This is a genomic window from Streptomyces sp. NBC_00536 (assembly GCF_036346295.1).
Lineage (GTDB): Bacteria > Actinomycetota > Actinomycetes > Streptomycetales > Streptomycetaceae > Streptomyces.
On the sequence record NZ_CP107819.1, the window covers coordinates 2462743 to 2480131 of the forward strand.

At 73.1% G+C, this 17389-nt stretch carries 15 protein-coding genes and 1 other RNA gene; 7 read left to right on the plus strand and 9 right to left on the minus strand.

Annotated elements, in window-relative coordinates; all coding sequences use genetic code 11:
• Positions 1-210: 210 nt before the first annotated feature.
• The gene (locus tag OHS33_RS10655; RefSeq protein ID WP_330330147.1) at positions 211-984 is read right to left on the minus strand and encodes an SDR family oxidoreductase; all 774 of its coding nucleotides are present in this window, start codon (positions 982-984) and stop codon (positions 211-213) included.
• A gap of 119 nt (positions 985-1103) precedes the next feature.
• Here OHS33_RS10655 and OHS33_RS10660 point away from each other — a divergent pair, with 119 nt between their 5' ends.
• The gene (locus OHS33_RS10660) at positions 1104-2402 is read left to right on the plus strand and encodes a multidrug effflux MFS transporter (RefSeq protein WP_330330148.1); all 1299 of its coding nucleotides are present in this window, start codon (positions 1104-1106) and stop codon (positions 2400-2402) included.
• 9 nt (positions 2403-2411) lie between these two features.
• Positions 2412-3485 (plus strand): small ribosomal subunit Rsm22 family protein, encoded by a 1074-nt coding sequence (locus OHS33_RS10665; protein WP_330330149.1) that lies wholly within the window; start codon positions 2412-2414, stop codon positions 3483-3485.
• Here OHS33_RS10665 and ddaH read toward each other — a convergent pair.
• Positions 3482-4378, minus strand: a complete 897-nt coding sequence (gene ddaH, locus OHS33_RS10670; protein WP_443065431.1) for a dimethylargininase — start codon at positions 4376-4378, stop codon at positions 3482-3484. The genes OHS33_RS10665 and ddaH overlap by 4 nt on opposite strands.
• A 237-nt stretch (positions 4379-4615) precedes the next feature.
• Between ddaH and OHS33_RS10675 the strand changes: the two genes are divergently transcribed.
• The gene (locus OHS33_RS10675; protein ID WP_330330151.1) at positions 4616-5365 is read left to right on the plus strand and encodes a bifunctional DNA primase/polymerase; all 750 of its coding nucleotides are present in this window, start codon (positions 4616-4618) and stop codon (positions 5363-5365) included.
• Positions 5366-5687: 322 nt separating this feature from the next.
• On the opposite strand, the gene yaaA is transcribed toward OHS33_RS10675, so the two are convergent.
• Complete coding sequence (gene yaaA / locus OHS33_RS10680) at positions 5688-6488, minus strand: peroxide stress protein YaaA (protein ID WP_330330152.1); 801 nt, start codon at positions 6486-6488, stop codon at positions 5688-5690.
• 111 nt (positions 6489-6599) lie between these two features.
• Here yaaA and OHS33_RS10685 point away from each other — a divergent pair, with 111 nt between their 5' ends.
• Both OHS33_RS10685 and rnpB read left to right on the plus strand, forming a co-directional pair.
• On the plus strand, positions 6600-8063 hold the full coding sequence (locus OHS33_RS10685; protein WP_330330153.1) for an RNB domain-containing ribonuclease: 1464 nt from the start codon (positions 6600-6602) through the stop codon (positions 8061-8063).
• Between the two features lie 49 nt (positions 8064-8112).
• Positions 8113-8514: RNase P RNA component class A (rnpB, locus tag OHS33_RS10690), an RNA gene on the plus strand.
• 79 nt (positions 8515-8593) lie between these two features.
• Here rnpB and OHS33_RS10695 read toward each other — a convergent pair.
• The 4 genes from OHS33_RS10695 to OHS33_RS10710 all read right to left on the minus strand — a co-directional run bounded on the left by OHS33_RS10695 (position 8594) and on the right by OHS33_RS10710 (position 12601).
• Positions 8594-9880, minus strand: coding sequence for a bifunctional RNase H/acid phosphatase (locus tag OHS33_RS10695; protein ID WP_330330154.1), 1287 nt, complete (start codon positions 9878-9880; stop codon positions 8594-8596).
• On the minus strand, positions 9880-10623 hold the full coding sequence (locus OHS33_RS10700) for a zinc ribbon domain-containing protein (RefSeq protein WP_330334995.1): 744 nt from the start codon (positions 10621-10623) through the stop codon (positions 9880-9882). The genes OHS33_RS10695 and OHS33_RS10700 overlap by 1 nt, the downstream gene beginning before the upstream one ends.
• Positions 10620-11477: a Nif3-like dinuclear metal center hexameric protein gene (locus tag OHS33_RS10705; protein ID WP_330330155.1), complete on the minus strand. Its 858-nt coding sequence runs from the start codon at positions 11475-11477 to the stop codon at positions 10620-10622. The genes OHS33_RS10700 and OHS33_RS10705 overlap by 4 nt, the downstream gene beginning before the upstream one ends.
• A gap of 83 nt (positions 11478-11560) precedes the next feature.
• Positions 11561-12601: an ABC transporter substrate-binding protein gene (locus tag OHS33_RS10710; protein WP_330330156.1), complete on the minus strand. Its 1041-nt coding sequence runs from the start codon at positions 12599-12601 to the stop codon at positions 11561-11563.
• A gap of 221 nt (positions 12602-12822) precedes the next feature.
• On the opposite strand from OHS33_RS10710, the gene OHS33_RS10715 reads away from it, so the two are divergent.
• On the plus strand, positions 12823-14052 hold the full coding sequence (locus OHS33_RS10715; RefSeq protein WP_330330157.1) for a hypothetical protein: 1230 nt from the start codon (positions 12823-12825) through the stop codon (positions 14050-14052).
• Positions 14053-14193: 141 nt separating this feature from the next.
• Complete coding sequence (locus tag OHS33_RS10720; RefSeq protein WP_330330158.1) at positions 14194-15075, plus strand: chitosanase; 882 nt, start codon at positions 14194-14196, stop codon at positions 15073-15075.
• Here OHS33_RS10720 and OHS33_RS10725 read toward each other — a convergent pair.
• Both OHS33_RS10725 and OHS33_RS10730 read right to left on the minus strand, forming a co-directional pair.
• Positions 15072-16421, minus strand: coding sequence for a serine/threonine-protein kinase (locus OHS33_RS10725; protein ID WP_330330159.1), 1350 nt, complete (start codon positions 16419-16421; stop codon positions 15072-15074). The genes OHS33_RS10720 and OHS33_RS10725 overlap by 4 nt on opposite strands.
• A gap of 21 nt (positions 16422-16442) precedes the next feature.
• Positions 16443-17384 (minus strand): 3-oxoacyl-ACP reductase, encoded by a 942-nt coding sequence (locus OHS33_RS10730; RefSeq protein ID WP_330330160.1) that lies wholly within the window; start codon positions 17382-17384, stop codon positions 16443-16445.
• Positions 17385-17389: the final 5 nt, after the last annotated feature.

Consider the following 17389-nt stretch of genomic DNA (forward strand, 5'->3'; position numbering starts at 1 on the left):
AGCCAACTCCACCCCGCCAGGCAAACCCACCCACGCCAGCCAAATCCAGCCCCGTCGGCGTTTGAGGCGCGGGTCCGGGCGGAGCCCGGGACGACCAGCCGCAGGCCGAATGTGGCCGCGCTTGCCTCCGGCGGGCCCTCAAACGCCGGGCAGGCTGGATTTGCCCGGGTCCGGGCGGAGCCCGGAAGGCGCGCCCGGTCGGGGGACCGGTCAGCCTCGGCCGATGTACGGCATGGTCGTCGCCATGACCGTCGCGAACTGGACGTTCGCCCCGAGCGGCAGCTCCGCCATGTGGACGACGGTCCGCGCGACATCCCCCGCGTCCATCACCGGCTCCACCGCCAGCCGCCCGTCCGCCTGCAGGATCCCGGTCTGCATCCGCTCCGTCATCTCCGTGGCCGCGTTGCCGATGTCGATCTGCCCGCAGGCGATCCGGTACGGCCGCCCGTCCAGCGACAGCGACTTCGTCAGGCCCGTCATCGCGTGCTTGGTCGCCGTGTAGGCGATGGAGTTCGGCCGCGGGACGTGCGCGGAGATGGATCCGTTGTTGATGATCCGGCCGCCCTGCGGGTCCTGGGCCTTCATCATCCGGAAGGCGCCCTGTGCGCACAGGAAGGACCCGGTGAGGTTGACGTCGACGGCCTGCTTCCAGGCCTCGTAGGTGATGTCCTCCAGCGCGACCCCGCCCGGCCCGAAGGTGCCCGCGTTGTTGAAGAGCAGGTCGAGGCGCCCGTACCGGTCCGCGACGGCCGCGTACAGCGCGTCGACGTCCGCCGGGTCGCTCACGTCGGTGGGCACGCACAGGACGTCCACCCCGGCACCCGCACCGGCACGCGCCGCCGCGGCCGTCTCCTCCAGGGCCCCGGCCCGGCGCCCCGCGAGGGCCAGGCTCCAGCCCGCGCCGGCCAGGGCGAGGGCGACCGTACGCCCGATGCCGGAGCCCGCTCCGGTCACGACGGCGGTCTTCTTCGTGCTTGCGTTCATGAGGCCGCAATGTACGTGAGGGCGCACTTCGTCCCCCGGACGTTCCGATAGCTGAGAACATGAATCGGCCAGGGGTGCGAAGAAACGATAAGACGATCGACGAGAAGACGGAGTTCCGCATGCCGGAGAGAGGTCCCGCGACGGCCCCCACCCCCACAGACGGCACCACGGAACCCACAACGGCCGCCGTCACGGCCGCCCGCCGGACCGGGCTGCTCGTCACCTTCATACTCGGCGGGCTCACCGCCCTCCCGCCGCTGTCCATGGACATGTACCTGCCGGCCCTGCCCGCCGTCACCAGCTCCCTGAGCAGCCCCGCCGCCACCGTCCAGCTCACCCTGACCGCCTGCCTCATCGGCATGGCCCTCGGCCAGCTGGTCATCGGACCGATGAGCGACAAGTGGGGGCGGCGCACCCCGCTGCTGACCGGCATGGTCGTCTACGTCCTGGCCACCGCCGTCTGCGCCTTCGCCCCCACCATCGAGCTCCTCATCGGCTTCCGGCTGGTCCAGGGCCTCGCCGGGGCCGCCGCGATCGTGATCGCGCGGGCCGCCGTGCGCGACCTGTACGACGGGGTCGAGATGGCCCGGTTCTTCTCCACCCTCATGCTCATATCCGGCGCCGCCCCCATCGTCGCCCCGCTCGTCGGCGGCCAGGTGCTGCGGTTCGCCGACTGGCGCGGGGTGTTCCTCGTCCTGACCGGCGTCGGCACGCTCCTCACCGTCCTGACCTGGCGCGGGCTCGGCGAGACCCTGCCGCCGGAGCGCCGCCAGACCGGCGGGGTCGGCGCGGCCCTGCACACCATGCGCGGGCTGCTCGCCGACCGGGTCTTCGCGGGCTACACCCTGGCGGGCGGTTTCGCCTTCGCCGCCCTGTTCTCCTACATCTCCGCCTCGCCCTTCGTGATCCAGGAGATCTACGGCGCCTCCGCGCAGGAGTTCAGCCTGCTCTTCGGCATCAACTCCGTCGGCCTGATCATCGTCGGCCAGATCAACGGCAAGCTGCTCGTGGGCCGGGTCAGCCTGGACAAGGCGCTCGCCGTGGGCCTCGCGGTCATCACGGCCGCCTCTGTGGCGCTGCTGGTGATGTCGAGCGGGATCTTCGGCGAGGCCGGGCTGTTCCCGGTCGCCGCCGCGCTCTTCGTCCTGATGTCCGCGATGGGCCTGCTGCTGCCCAACACCAACGCGCAGGCCCTGATGCGGACCCCGCACGCGGCGGGCTCCGCCTCCGCCCTGCTGGGCACCTCCTCGTTCCTGGTCGGCGCGGTCGCCTCGCCGCTCGTCGGGATCGCGGGAGAGCACACGGCGGTGCCCATGGCCGTCGTCCAGCTGGTGTGCTCGCTGCTGTCGGCCGCCTGCTTCCTGGGCCTGTGCCGCCCCTGGCAGTCGCGGGAATCCCTGGTCGTTGCGGCGCCGTAAACTCAGCGGGTGAACCGCTCTGTACCCACCTCCGCCGACACCCTCCGCTCCGCGCTCGGCGGGCTGCTCGACGGGCTCCCGCCGAAGCAGGCCACGGCCGCCGTGGAGCGGCTCATCGCCAGCTACCGCGGCCAGACCCCGACGGACGCCCCGGTCCTGCGCGACCGCTCCGACGTCGCGGCGTACGCGGCGTACCGGATGCCCGCGACGTTCGAGGCGGTACGGGCGGCACTCGACGCCCTCGCGATCGCGGCCCCGGACTGGGCGCCCGCCTCGCACGTGGACGTCGGCGGCGGCACGGGAGCCGCGACCTGGGCGGTCGACGCCACCTGGGACGGCCCCCGTGAGACCACCGTGCTCGACTGGGCCGAACCCGCGCTGACCCTGGGCCGCGAACTGGCCGGATCCTCGTCCTCCGAGGTGCTGCGCGGCGCCGTGTGGCGGCGCGCGGTGATCGGCGCGGGGCTGGAGCTGCCCGAGGCGGACCTGGTGACGGTGTCGTACGTCCTGGGCGAGCTGACCCCCGAGGCGCGCGGCGCCGTGGTCGCCGAGGCGGCCCGCGCCGCGCGGACCGTGGTGATCATCGAGCCGGGGACGCCCGACGGGTACCTGCGCGTGCGCGAGGCCCGCGACCAGCTGATCGCCGCCGGGCTGCGGATCGCGGCCCCCTGCCCGCACGACGGGACCTGCCCGGTCGTGGTCGGCGAGGACTGGTGCCACTTCTCGGCCCGGGTCAGCCGCTCCTCGCTGCACCGGCAGGTCAAGGGCGGTTCGCTGGCCTACGAGGACGAGAAGTTCAGCTACGTCGCCGCCACCCGGGTCCCGGTGACCCCGGCCACCGCGCGGATCACCCGCAAGCCGCAGATCCGCAAGGGCCTCGTCCTGCTGGACCTGTGCGGACCGGCGGCGTCCGCGGAACCGGAAGCGTCCGCGGAACCGGCGGCCGCCAACGCCCCGGCCGCCAACGCCCCGGCCCCGGGCCTGTCCCGGATCACCGTGACCAAGCGCCACGGTGACCTGTACAAGGCGGCGCGGGACGCCGACTGGGGCCAGGAATGGCCGCCGGTCCCGGACACCCGCTAGCCCGGCACCTCCCCCTCTGCCTGGCGCAGCTCCTGGGTGCAGCACTTCACGCTGCCGCCGCCCTTGAGCAGCTCGGTCAGGTCCATCGGGACCGGTTCGAAGCCCCGCGCGCGCAGCGGGCCCATCAGGCCCGCCGCCGCCTGCGGGAGCAGGACGTGACGGCCGTCGGAGACCGCGTTGAGCCCGAGGGCCGCCGCGTCCTGCCCGGAGGCGAGCAGGGCGTCCGGGAAGAGGCGCCGCAGCACCGACCGGCTGCCCGGTGAGAAGGCCTCCGGGTAGTACATGACCTCGTCGCCGTCCAGGACGCTCAGGGCGGTGTCCAGGTGGTAGTAGCGCGGGTCGACCAGGTCGAGGCCGATCACCGGGCGGCCGAAGAACTCCTGGGCCTCGTCGTGGGAGAGCGGGCTGGAGCGGAAGCCCCGGCCCGCGAGGACGTAGGACCGGGTGACCGCGAAGTCCCCCTCGCCCTCGTTGATGTGGGACGGCTCGTGCACCTCCGTGAAGCCGTGCCCCCGGAACCAGTCCAGGTGCGCCTCGGCCTCGGCGGCGCGTTCCGGATACGCGAAGCGGGCGCCCAAGACGCGGCCGTCGATGACGGTGGCGCCGTTCGCCGCGAAGACCATGTCGGGCAGGCCGGGTTGCGGCCGGAGCGTTTCGACGGTGTGGCCGAGGGAGCGGTAACGGTCCCTCAGGTCTTCCCATTGGGCGAGTGCGAGGGGCAGGTCGACCGGTTTCGTGGGATCCATCCACGGATTGATCGAGTACGTGACCTTGAAGTGCGCGGGTGGGCACATCAGGTAACGCCGGGGTGTGGCGTCTCTGCGCAAAGAAAGCTCCTCACGGCGGACGTGGACCGACTGTGAAGAGAATCGTCTCTCCTCAAGGGGGGACAGCGCAGTGAACTGATCGGGTGGTTTCCTGGCAACCCTTCGCCGTGTCGAAAGTCACCGGGGCGCACTTGTGCGCGAAGGGCCGGGAACCGATGGCTGAAATGGGCAGTTCTATAGGGGTTGTTGCCGGAACGGGAGCCCTCGTCCGCGGACCCCCGGTCGGGGAGTGCGGTCACCCGGGGCGCAGGATGGTGGGACCATGGTGGGGTCTGCCGGGGTAACGGTGAGGTGAGGGGATAGATGGGGTCAGAGTCCGACCGCGTCACGCGCGGTCCGCAGAGCAGGATTTCCCAATGGCTGCGCCGCCGGTCCAAACCGGCCGCCGAAGACCCCGGACGCGAGCGTGAAGCGCTGCTCCTGGCCGTCGCCGCCGCGGGCCTGCCGCTCTCCCCCGCCGCGCATCCCGCCGGCTACCGGTGTTCGTGCGACCGCATCGGCTGTCCCACCCCCGCGCGGCACCCGATCTCCTTCGCCTGGCAGACGCAGTCGACCACCGACCGCGCGCAGGTCGAACGCTGGGCCCGCAACCAGCCCGAGGCCAACTTCATCACCGCGACCGGCATGGTCCACGACGTCCTGGACGTCCCGCTGGAAGCCGGGCACAGCGCGCTGGAACGGCTGCTGGCCGCCGGCATCGACGTAGGGCCCGTCGCCGAATCCGGCGGTACGGGCGACCACGCCCGGATGCTCTTCTTCACCGCGACGCGGGGGACGCCGGAGGACGAGGACGAGTGGTGGCCGTGCGAGCTGGACTGCCATCCCGAGACCATGGACGAACACCCCGGGCTGCGGTGGCACTGCCGGGGCAGCTACGTCCTGGTCCCCCCGGCCCGTCTCCCCGGTGACCTGGCGGTCACCTGGCTCCGCGGCATGGAGCACCAGCTCCCGGACCCCCTGACCCTCCTCGAAACCCTCACCGACGCCTGCGCCCACTACGCGGGCACCACCCCCCACACCCCCCAAGCCGTAGCCTGGCCCCTGGGCCGCTGACCCCGGCCCTTCCAGCCCCGCCGCTGGCGGGCACCTCCAGCCCCGCCGGCCCTCGACCACCGCTGGCGGGCACCTCCAGCCCCGCCGGCACTAGGGCCGCCGCTGGCGGGCATCTCCAGCCCCGCCGGCGTTTGAGGCGCCCCCGGAGGGCAGACGCCCCGCGGCTGAGCACGAACGTCGCCCGCCGCTGAGCGTCCCGGGCTCCGCCCAGACCCGGTCCTCAAACGCCGGACGGGCTGAACTTGCCCAGCATCAGAGCCACCGCCGGCGGGCATTTCCAGCCTCGCCGGCGATTGAGGCGCGGGTCCGGGCAGAGCCCGGGTCAGTGGATCTGGGTGACGATCACGTCGAGGGCCCAGGCCCGGCCCGGCTTCGCGGGGGGCGTGGTCTCCACGGTGAAGCCGAGGTCCCGCAGGGCCGTGACCAGGTCGGCAGGGGCAGCGGGGACCGCCCCGGCCAGGAGCAGGTCACGGACGAGCCGCCCCTTGGTGGCCTTGTTGAAGTGGCTGACCACCGACCGCTTCTCCACCCCGTCCACGACCTGCGAGTGCAGCACCCGCACGGTCGCCGTCCGCCCCGCCACCTCCCCCTTCGGCTTCCAGGCGGAGCCATAGGCCGCGGACCGCAGGTCCAGGACCAGCCCGTCGCCCGCCGCCTCGGGCATGACCTCCGCCATCGGGCCGCGCCAGTACGCCCCCAGCGCCCCCAGCCCCGGCAGCTTGACGCCCATCGAGCAGCGGTAGGAGGGGATCCGGTCCGTCATCCGCACGGCCCCCCACAGCCCGGAGAAGACCAGCAGGGAGGAATCGGCGAGCGCCCGGGCCGCCGGGGTGAGGTCGGCGAGGCCGAGGGCGTCGTACAGCACCCCGGTGTAGATCTCCCCGGCCGGCCGCGCGGCAGCGCTCCGCAGGCCCGCGTTCTTGGCGACCTCGCCGCGCAGCCCTTCGCTGAGCCCGAGCACCTCGCGGGCCTTGTCCTCGTCGGCCGCGCACAGCTCGACGAGTTCGTCCAGCACCGCCGCGCGGGCGGGGGCCAGCCCCGGCAGGGACAGCCCCTCGGCCTTGAGGGGTGCGCCGGAGCCGCCGGCGGCCTTTCCTTCGGACGGCGGCAGCAGCACGAGCACGGTGGTTCTCCTTCGGTACGGCCGAAACGGCGCGCGGCGGGGGGTGCGGCCCCCCGGCCAGAGTAGACGGCTCGCCGCGCCGCTCCGCCGCCCCGGCCATAGGCTCGGTCCATGCCACGCCGTCACCTGCACATGACCGGCGCGGACGGGGCTGCTCTGTCGGCCGCGCTGCGCGACCTGCGGACGCGGCTGGGCGTGCCGCAGGACTTCCCTCCGGAGGTACGGGCGGAGGCCGAGCGGGCCGCGAAGGCACCCCGGCCACCCGCCCCGAACGCCCCGGACGTCCTGGACGCCACCGACCTCGCCCTGTTCACCATCGATCCGCCGACCTCCACCGATCTGGACCAGGCCATGCACCTGGCCCGGCGGCCGGGCGGCGGGTTCCGGGTGCACTACGCGATCGCGGACGTGGCGGCCTTCGTCACCCCGGGCGGCGCCCTGGACGCGGAGGCGCACCGCCGGGTGACGACCCTGTACTTCCCCGACGGGAGGGTCCCGCTGCATCCCCCGGTCCTGTCCGAGGGCGCGGCGAGCCTGCTGCCCGGCCAGACCTGCCCGGCGCTGCTGTGGCGGCTCGACCTGGACGCGGACGGCCGGGTGGTGTCCACCGAGGTCCGGCGGGCGCTCGTACGGAGCCGCGCGAAGCTGGATTACGAGGGCGTCCAGAAGATGATCGACGGCGGCACCGCGGAGGAGCCGCTCGCCCTGCTGAAGGACATCGGGGCGCTGCGCGAGGCGCTGGAGACCGAGCGCGGCGGGATCTCGCTGAACGTGCCCGAGCAGGAGGTCGTGGAGCAGGACGGCACGTACACGCTGGTCTACCGGGCCCCGCTGCCCGCGGACGGCTGGAACGCGCAGATCTCGCTGATGACGGGCATGGCGGCCGCGGACCTGATGATCGCGTCGGGCACCGGCATCCTGCGCACCCTGCCCTCGGCCCCCGACGGCGCGGTGGGCCGGCTGCGGCGGGCCGCGCAGGCGCTGCGCATCGACTGGCCGCACCACGTGCCGTACGCGCAGCTGGTGCGCTCCCTGGACCCGCACCTCCCGGCGCACGCGGCGTTCCTCCAGGAGTGCACGGCGCTGCTGCGCGGGGCCGGGTACACGGCCTTCACGAACGGTGAGGTCCCGTCCCCGGCGCTGCACGCGGCGGTCGCGGCGCCGTACGCGCACTGCACGGCCCCGCTGCGCCGGCTCGTCGACCGGTATTCCGGCGAGCTGTGCCTGGCCGCGGTGGCGGGCACGGCCGCGCCGGAGTGGGCGGTGGCGGCGCTGGCGACCCTGCCGAAGGAGATGGCGGACGGGACCCGGCTGGCCAACGCGGTGGAGCGGGGCTGTGTGGACCTGGTGGAGGCGGCGCTCCTCAAGGACCGCGTGGGCGAGACCTTCGAGGCCACGGTGATCGACGTCAAGGACCACGAGCCGACGGTGGGCACGGTCCATCTGGAGGACCCGGCGGTGGTGGGCCGCGTGGAATCGCCCGCGGCCCCGCTCCCCCTGGGCTCCCGCATCCGGGTCACGCTGACCTCCGCGGACCCGGCGACGGCGGCGGGCGTGCTGTTCACCGTGGCGTAGCCGGGATCCGCTCCCTCGTGACGGCGGGTAGCATGGTCGCAGCGCAGAACGACACAAGCGGGCGGCCGCGTCGGGATCTCCGGATCCCGCCGAGGAACGTCCGGGCTCCACAGGGCAGGGTGGTGGCTAACGGCCACCCGGGGTGACCCGCGGGACAGTGCCACAGAAAACAGACCGCCCGGGACCTCGGTCCCGGGTAAGGGTGAAACGGTGGTGTAAGAGACCACCAGCGCCTGAGGTGACTCAGGCGGCTAGGTAAACCCCACCCGGAGCAAGGTCAAGAGGAGTCGTCTCCGGACGGCTCTGCGCGGACGTTCGAGGGCTGCCCGCCCGAGTCCGCGGGTAGACCGCACGAGGCCGGCGGCAACGCCGGTCCTAGATGGATGGCCGTCTCCCCGGCGATCGCGAGATCACCGGGCGACAGAACCCGGCGTACAGCTTGTGTCGGTCTGCGCGCCTTCGTCATTGCGTCACAACGGCTCCGGCCCGCACCCCTTGGGTGCGGGCCGGAGCCGTTTCCACCTCGGGTCCTACCTGAGGTGCGAGGTGTCGTTGAGCAGCCGCAGCGAGGCGTTGCCGTCGGCGTAGTAGGCCACGGCAGAGAGCGAGGCCGCGGCCAGTTCCATCCGGAACAGGGATTCCGGTGGGGCGCCGAGGGCGAGCCGCACCAGGGTCTTGACCGGGGTCACGTGCGTGACCAGCAGCGCCGTACGGCCCGCGTGCGCGGCGAGCAGCCGGTCGCGGGCGGCCGCGACCCGGCGGGTGACGGAGGCGAAGCTCTCGCCGCCGCCGGTGGGGGCCGCCTTCGCGGACTTCAGCCAGGCGTCGAGGTCGGCCGGGAAGCGTGTCCGGACCTCGCCGAAGGTGAGGCCCTCCCAGGCGCCGAAGTCGGTCTCGCGCAGCCCTTCTTCGACCGTGACGGGCAGTCCGAGCCGGTCGGCGACGGCCTGCGCGGTCTCGCGGCAGCGGCGCAGCGGGGAGCTGACGATCGCCTGGACGGTGCCGCGGGCGGCGAGCGCGGCGGCGACGGCCTCGGCCTGGCGGCGCCCGGCCGGGGAGAGTTCGGGGTCGCTGCCGCCGCTGCCGGAGAAGCGCTTCTGCGGGGTGAGGGCGGTCTCGCCGTGCCGGAGCAGCACGAAGGTGGCGGGCGTCCCGAGGTCGGGCGCCCCCCAGCCGGGCGCGCTCGCCGCCGGAGCCTCGGCAGGCTCGTCCGAGTCCGCGAACAGCGTGTCCGCCCCCGCGGCCGGGGACGCCGAAGAAGGACTACGGGCCCCCGCGAGCGCGGCGCGGGCCGCGGCGGCGCCGGCCGTCGCGTCCCCGGGCGGGCCGGACGGCGGCGGGGTGGCCAGCGCCCGGGCCGCCCCGTGGTCGAGGGCGGCGGAGGAAGCGGAGGGCTCCCACTGCCTGCCCCGCTTGCCCGCGTCCATCGCCTCGTTGGCGAGCCGGTCGGCGTGCTTGTTGCGCTCGCGCGGGATCCACTCGTACGTCACCTGGGCGCGCGGCAGGATCCGCGCGGCCTCGGCGGCGAGCGGCTTCATGTCCGGGTGCTTGATCTTCCAGCGGCCGGACATCTGCTCGACGACGAGCTTGGAGTCCATCCGCACCAGCACCGTGGCGTCGGGGAACAGCTCGCGGACGGCGGTGAGGCCCGCGACCAGGCCCTTGTACTCGGCGACGTTGTTGGTGGCGACGCCGATGTACTCGGCCCGCTCGGCGAGGGTCTCCCCCGTGACCGGGTCGAGGACCACCGCGCCGTAGCCCGCGGGGCCCGGGTTGCCCCGGGACCCGCCGTCCGCCTCGACGACCACGCGCGGCATCAGATGCCCGAGTCCGCCGTACGGACCAGGATGCGGCCGCAGTTCTCGTGCCGGACGACCTCGTTGCGGGCCGCGCTCTTGATCTCGTTGACCTCGGCCATGTCCAGCTCCAGGCGGCAGCCCTCGCAGCGGCGCTGGTAGAGCTTGGCCGCGCCGACGCCGTTCTGCTTGGCGCGGATCTTCTCGTACAGGGCGATCAGCGGCGCCGGGATCGAGGCGACGATCAGCTCGCGGTCCTTGGCGACCTTCGCGGCGTCCGTGTCGAAGGCGGCGAGGGCGGCGTCGCGGCGCACGGTGGCGTCGTCGGCCTTGCCCTGGAGGGCGGTGACGCGCGCGCTCAGCTCGGCGACGCGCTCGGCGGCGGACTCGCGGCGCTCCATGACGTCGAGGACGACGTCCTCCAGGTCGCCCTGGCGCTTGGCGAGGGAGACCAGCTCGCTCTGCAGGTTCGCCAGGTCGCGGGCGGAGACGCCCACGCCGGAGTCGAGGCGGGCCTGGTCGCGGACCGTGCGGGTGCGGACCTGGTCCACGTCCTGCTCGGCCTTGACCTGCTCGCGGGCGGCGTCGCTCTCCTGGGTCTGCGCGGCGACGAGAAGGTCGCGCTGCTGTGTCAGGTCGCTGGTCAGGGACTCCAGCTCAAGGTGCTCGGGCAGCGAGTTGCGCTTGTGGTCGAGCTGGGACAGCCGCACGTCCAGGGCCTGGACGTCGAGAAGTCGGATCTGGTCGGCGGGCTCGGCGTTCAGTTGGGGGCTCCAGGGAGAGAAGGGGCGGAAACGGACGGCGCGTGCGCCGTCCAGGGGTCGGTGACCGTGCGCGAGACGTGGGTCCGCAGACCCCAGCCGTGGCGCTCGGAGATCGCGTCGAGCTGCGCCGCGGCCTGTTCGCACCAGGGCCACTCGGTGGCCCAGTGGGCGGCGTCGACGAGGGCGAGCGGGGACTGCTCGCGCGCCTCGGACACCGGGTGGTGGCGCAGGTCGGCGGTGAGGAAGGCGTCCACGCCGGCGGCCCGCACGTGGTCGAAGAGGCTGTCGCCGGAGCCGCCGCTGACGGCGACGGTGCGGATCAGCGCGTCCGGGTCGCCCGCGGCGCGGATGCCCTGCGCGGTGTGCGGCAGCCGGGCGGCGGCGCGCGCGGCGAACTCGCGCAGCGTCTCGGGGTGGTCCAGGACGCACACCCGGCCCAGGCCCCGGCGGCCCTCGGGGTCGGTGGGGTCGGGCACGAGCGGCCCGGTGATCCGCAGGTCCAGGGCGCCCGCGAGGGCGTCGGAGACCCCGGGGTCGGCGCTGTCGGCGTTGGTGTGGGCGACGTGCAGCGCGATGTCGTTCTTGATCAGCGTGTGCACGACGCGGCCCTTGAAGGTGCCCGCCTCGACGGTGGTGGTGCCGCGCAGGTAGAGGGGGTGGTGGGTGACGATCAGGTCGGCGCCCAGCTTCACCGCCTCGTCGGCGATCTCCTGTACGGGATCCACCGCGAACAGGACCCGGGCGACCTCGGCATCGGGGTCGCCGCAGACGGTTCCGACGGCGTCCCACTGCTCGGCCCGCGAGGGGGGCCAGAGCGCGTCCAGCGCGGTGATGACTTCAGAGAGACGGGGCACAGGCCAAGGCTACCGTCCGTGGCGCACCCCCCGCCGACCAGCGGGGGTGCGCCCGGGGCGGAGGGTGCCACTTGACGGGGCTGCTACTTGACCAGGGAGGTCCGCAGGTCGTCGAGGACCTTGTCGGCGGCGGTCACGCCGAGGCCGAGGTACCAGGTCTCGTCCGGTACGTCCTTGGCCTGGCCCTTCTTGACCGCGTCCAGGCCCTTCCAGAGCGGGTTGGCCTCGGCGGAGTCCCGCTTGGTCTTGTCCTTGGTGCCGTAGACGCCGGTGAAGATCCAGTCGGCGGCGGCCTCGTCCATGCGCTCGGGGCTGATCTCCACGGCCAGTTCCTCGGCCTGCTGGTTCTGCGGGCGCGGGATGCCGGTGTCCTTGAGGATGGTGCCGATGAAGGAGGCTCCGGCGTACAGGCGGGTCTTGCCCGGCATGTAGCGCAGCATCGTGACGGTCGGCTTGTGCGCGCCGAGGTCGTCGCCGAGCTTCTTCGCCTTCGCCTGGTAGGCGTCGAGCTTGGCCTTGGCCTCGGCGGTCCTGTCCAGCGCGGCCGCGTTCAGGAGGTAGTTCTCCTTCCACGGGAAGCCCGGGCGGATGGAGAACACGGTGGGGGCGATCTTCGAGAGCGCGGCGTACTTGTCCGCGGAGCGCAGCTGGCTGCCGAGGATCAGGTCGGGCTTGAGGGCGTTGATCGCTTCCAGGTTGAGGCTGTTGACCGTGCCGACGGACTTGGGGGCGCCCGCGCCGTTCTTGAGGTAGTCCGGGATGCCCTCGTCACCCTCGGTGGGGGCGTAGCCGACGGGCTGGAGGCCGAGCGAGACGACGTTGTCGAGTTCGCCGACGTCCAGGACGACGACCCGCTTCGGGGCGGCCTTGATCTCGGTGGCGCCCATCGCGTGGTCGACGGTGCGCGGGAACTGCCCGGCCGCTGCGGTGGTCCCGAAGGCCGCCGTCTTCTTCGCGGCGTCGGAGAAGTCCTTGCCTCCCTGGGCCACGGCCTTCTTGTCCCCGCCACTCCCGGCCGGGGCCTCCTTGCCCGCCTTGCCGTCCTGGCCGCCGCAGGCGGTGAGGACGAGCGCGGCTGCGGCGGCGAGGGCGACGGCGGCCGTGCCGCGACGTCGGAAGGGCATGTCACAACTCCTGGAATGGGGGACGGAACAAGGTGGCGTGATGCAGTTAGGTAAACCTAACCACACCACGCCACCCTAAACGCCCCGATATCGCACAGCACAATCGCCTCCCGCTTCACAGCCGAACCGCCGGGCGGCCACCCGTACGTGTGAAGTGCGGGCGGTCATGCCGTTCGGCAGGAAGCGCGAAAACTAGCTTCCTGACCGGAGGTGACGCAGGGATGACTGCCTGTGCTGTTGAGGAGCCGGTGGCGGAAGCGACCACCGAGGGCGGAGCGGAGGCCGGACCCGAGCCGGACGCCCCGGCGGGCGGGGATGCGGAGGCCGCGCCAGCGGGGGTGGCGGGGCCCGGGTTCGTCATCGCCGCGGACGGCTCGTACGCCGCCCGGCTCGCCGGGGAGGGCCAGGCCCGCTACCCCGAGCGCTGGACCCTGGACGGCCCCGAGCCGTACGCCGTTCCGCTCCCGCTGGAGCAGCCCGAGGAGGCCGACACCGAGGTCCTCCCGCTGGCCGACGGGCGGGTGCTGATCCACCGCCGGGTCGCCGGGCACCACGCGTTCTCCCTGCTCTACCCGACCGGCACGCACGGCGGGACGTACGGCACCGCGCACGGCACGCACGGCCCCCGCACCGGGCAGCTTCCGCTCGGCGCCCTGGAGTGCGGGCCGCTGACGCTGCTGCCCCCGGCGCCGGACGGGCGCGGCGCGTACGCCCTGGCCGTCGGCGCGGAGTCGACCACGGTGTGGCAGGTGGCCGGGGGCGCCTTCGGTCCCGAGCGGGTCGCCGAGGTGCCCGGGCGCTGCTCGGGGGGCGTGTGGCTGGACCGGGAGGGGCGGCTGCTGGCCCTGGACCGGGAACGGGACGGGCGCACCAAGGCCGTCGTGGTGGACCTGGGCCGCGGCGGCGAGGTCTCGCCGCTGCTCCAGATCGCCGAGGCCAGTGACGACCACCTGCTGCTGGCCGATCCGGACAGCGGGCTGCTGCTGATCCGCTCGGACGCGCCGTCGCCGGGCGAGGGGGCCCGCCTCGGCTGGGGGGTGCTGGGGAGTTCGCGTCCGGTGCGCTTCCCGGAGTGCCTGCGGGCCGAGGGGGCTTCGGCGGTGCCGTTCGCGGTGCAGCCGGGGCAGATGCTGATGCCGGAGAGCTGCGCGGTGGCGCTGCGGATCGGCGAGCCGGGCGTGGGCGCCGCCGCGGGTGCGGCCGGGATCGCGCTGTGGCGCCCGGCGGACCGGCACGTGTTCCGGCTCGGGGCGCCCACGGGCTGGGTCGGTACCGGGCTGTGGTCGCGCGAGGGGCGGCTGCGGCTGCCGTACGCGACCCCGTCCGTCCCGTGCGGTGTGGTGAGCCTGGGGCTGCCGCAGAGCCCGCCGCCGCGGGTGCGGCTGGAACCGGAGCCGGTGCCCGCCGCCGCGCAGCGGCCCGTACCGCTCCAGCAGGCGCCGCTGCGGTAGCAGCCCCTTCCAGCGACCCTTCCAGTAACCGTCGCTGACCGTCCGTCATATCGCGCCGGAGGGGTGTTCCGTGCGCCCGTTTATATGATAGGTAAGTTTCCTAACATAAGCGGAGCGCACCAACTCCCCCCTGGAGGCGTCGTGTTCACCCCCAATTTCCGCAGCCGCAGCACTGGTTCGCGTCGTACGAGGCTGGCCGTCGGCGCCCTGCTCGGTGCGGCGGTCCTCGCCGTACCGGTCGCGGCGCACGCCGCACCCGCCACCGCCCCGGCAGCCGTCGCCCCCCACACGGCGGCCGCCTTCGGCGCCAGGGCGACCGGCCTCGACGACCCGGCGAAGAAGGACGTCGCGATGCAGATCGTCTCCAGCGCGGAGAACTCCTCGCTGGACTGGAAGGCGCAGTACAAGTACATCGAGGACATAGGCGACGGGCGCGGCTACACGGCCGGGATCATCGGCTTCTGTTCCGGCACCGGCGACATGCTCGACCTCGTCGAGTACTACACGAGCGTCAAGCCGGACAACGTCCTCGCCAAGTACCTGCCCGCCCTGCGCAAGGTCAACGGCAGCGAGTCGCACAGCGGCCTCGGCTCGAACTTCACCAGGGACTGGGCGAAGGCGGCCACCGACGCCACCTTCAGGCAGGCCCAGGACCACGAGCGGGACCGGGTGTACTTCAACCCGGCCGTCAGCCAGGGCAAGTCGGACGGGGTGGGCGCGCTCGGCCAGTTCGCCTACTACGACGCCATCGTCATGCACGGCGACGGCAGCGACTCCACCAGCTTCCGCAACATCCGCAAGCGCGCCCTGGGCAAGGCCAAGCCCCCGGCCCAGGGCGGCAACGAGACCACCTGGCTCAACGCCTTCCTCGACGCCCGCGTGTGGGCGATGAAGCAGGAGGAGGCGCACAGCGACACCAGCCGCGTGGACACCGCGCAGCGCGTCTGGCTCAAGAAGGGCAACCTCGCCCTGAACACCCCGCTGGACTGGAAGGTCTACGGGGACTCGTACCACATCGGCTAATCCTGAAGGCCTGAACGGAACGGTCCGTACGACTTCAAGCTGGCGGCGATCCCCGCGGTGATCGCCGTCAGCGTGCCGAAGATGACCGTCAGCCCCACGGCGACGCCGTTGCTCTTCTCGAAGCCGAGGACGAACTCGGCCTGAGCACCGAAGGTGACGGTGCCCTGCAGCGGCCCCAACAGGAAGATCGACACGACGTACAGCAGGCACAGCGCGCACAGGCTCCACGCGCCGGAAATCCTGCGGCCGAACGTGAACCGCGCCGGGACCAGCAGCAACCCGGCGCCGATGACGCCGCCGAGCACGTTTTCCCACACCAGGCCGGACCAGCGACCATTCTGCCCGCTGGCGTGGACGACGTTGTAGAGCGCGAACCAGACGAGCGGGCAGGCGGTGAGCAGCGCGAGGATGCCGGCGGTCACCGCCGCGGTGGCATGTGCGCTCGGCCTGGGCGTCGGCGGCTCCGGCACCGGCCCCGGCGGGGTGTCGACGCGCGTCGGTGTGTAGGCGGCCGCACCAGTCCGCGCCACCCCTTCCAGCGCCGCCAGCGCCTGCGCCGCCCCTGCGCGCTGTGCCGGATCCTTCGTCAGCAGCGCCGCGAGGACCGCCCCCAGCCCCTCCGCGCGCAGTGCGGGGCGCGGCATCCCGGTGACCACGGCGATGCACAGCGCGGTGAACGTCTCGGCGCTGAACGGGGGTACCCCCTCCACCGCGCAGTACAGCGTCGCCCCGAGCGACCACAAGTCCGTCGCGGGCGCGGGGGGCTGGCCGGAGAGCTGCTCGGGGGCCATGTAGGCCGGCGTGCCGATGAGCGTGCCGGTGTGCGTGAGCGCCGTCGTGGAATCCACCAAGTGCGCGATGCCGAAGTCAGTGATGATCACCCGGTCGTCCATCAGCAGGACGTTGTCCGGCTTGAGGTCACGGTGGATGATCCCGGCCGCGTGGGCGCGGCCGAGCGCGCGCAGGATCGCCGCACCGATCTCCGCGACCCTTCGCGCCGGCAGCCCACCGCTCTGCTCGATCGCCGTGGCCAGGGACATTCCGGCTACGTACTCCATGACGATCACGGGTGCGCCCGCGTGCTCGACCACGTCGTGCACGGTGATGATCCCGGGATGGTTCAACCGCGCGGCCGCGCGCGCCTCGCGCAGGACGCGCTGGAGCAGGACCTCGCGCTGATCGGCGGTGATTCCCTGCGGGAACACCACCTCCTTCACGGCGACATCCCGCCCGAGCGTTTCGTCCCGGCCCCGCCACACGCGGCCCATGCCACCCTGCCCGATCAGCTCCACGCGCCGGTACCGGCCGCCGATCAATTCCCCGCCTGTTTCCGCCACATCGGACACTCTAGGCGCCACCGGGCCGTACTAATCGTGCTTGAGGCCGAGCACCTCGGACGCCGCGAAGGTCTCGTTCGCGGGCCGGGCGTCGTAGTGCGGGGTGAGGACCTCGTCCAGTTCCTCGTAGGAGAAGGCCTCCTTCGTGGTGTCGAACTTCGCGGCCACCTTGGGCCGTTCCATCACGACCACGATCCCGCCGTGCACCACGAACAGCTGCCCGTTCGCCTTCGCCGAGGCGGGCGAGGCCAGGTAGCCCACCAGCGGGGATACGTGCTCGGGCGCCAGCGCGTCGAGCTTGCCCTCCTCCGGGACCTGGAAGCCCGCGAAGACGTCCTCCGTCATCCGGGTACGGGCCCGCGGGCAGATGGCGTTGGCCGTGACCCCGTACTTGCCCAGCGCCAGCGCGGTCGAGGTGGTGAGCCCGACGATGCCGCCCTTGGCCGCCGCGTAGTTCGGCTGGCCCGCGGAGCCGCCGAGGAAGGCCTCGGAGGAGGTGTTGATGATCCGGCCGTAGACCGGGCCGCCCGCCGCCTTCGAACGCTCCCGCCAGTGCACGGACGCGAAGTGGGTGGTGTTGAAGTGGCCCTTGAGGTGGACCCGGATCACCGAGTCCCATTCGGCCTCCGACATCGAGAAGACCATCCGGTCGCGCAGGATCCCCGCGTTGTTGACCAGGACGTCGAGCTTGCCGAAGCTGCTGATCGCCAGCTCGACCAGCTCCCCGGCCTGCTCGAAGTCGGCCACGTCACCGAGGTGCGCCACCGCCTGCCCGCCCGCCGCGCGGATCTCGGCCGCGACCTCCTCGGCCGGGGCGGCCGAGGCCTCGCCGGAGCCGTCGCGGCCCGGCTGGCCGAAGTCGTTGACGACCACGCTCGCGCCGAGGCGGGCGAGTTCGAGCGCTTCGGCGCGCCCGAGCCCACGCCCGGCGCCGGTGACGATCGCGGAAAGTCCCTCTAGGGGGAGCGACATGGTGC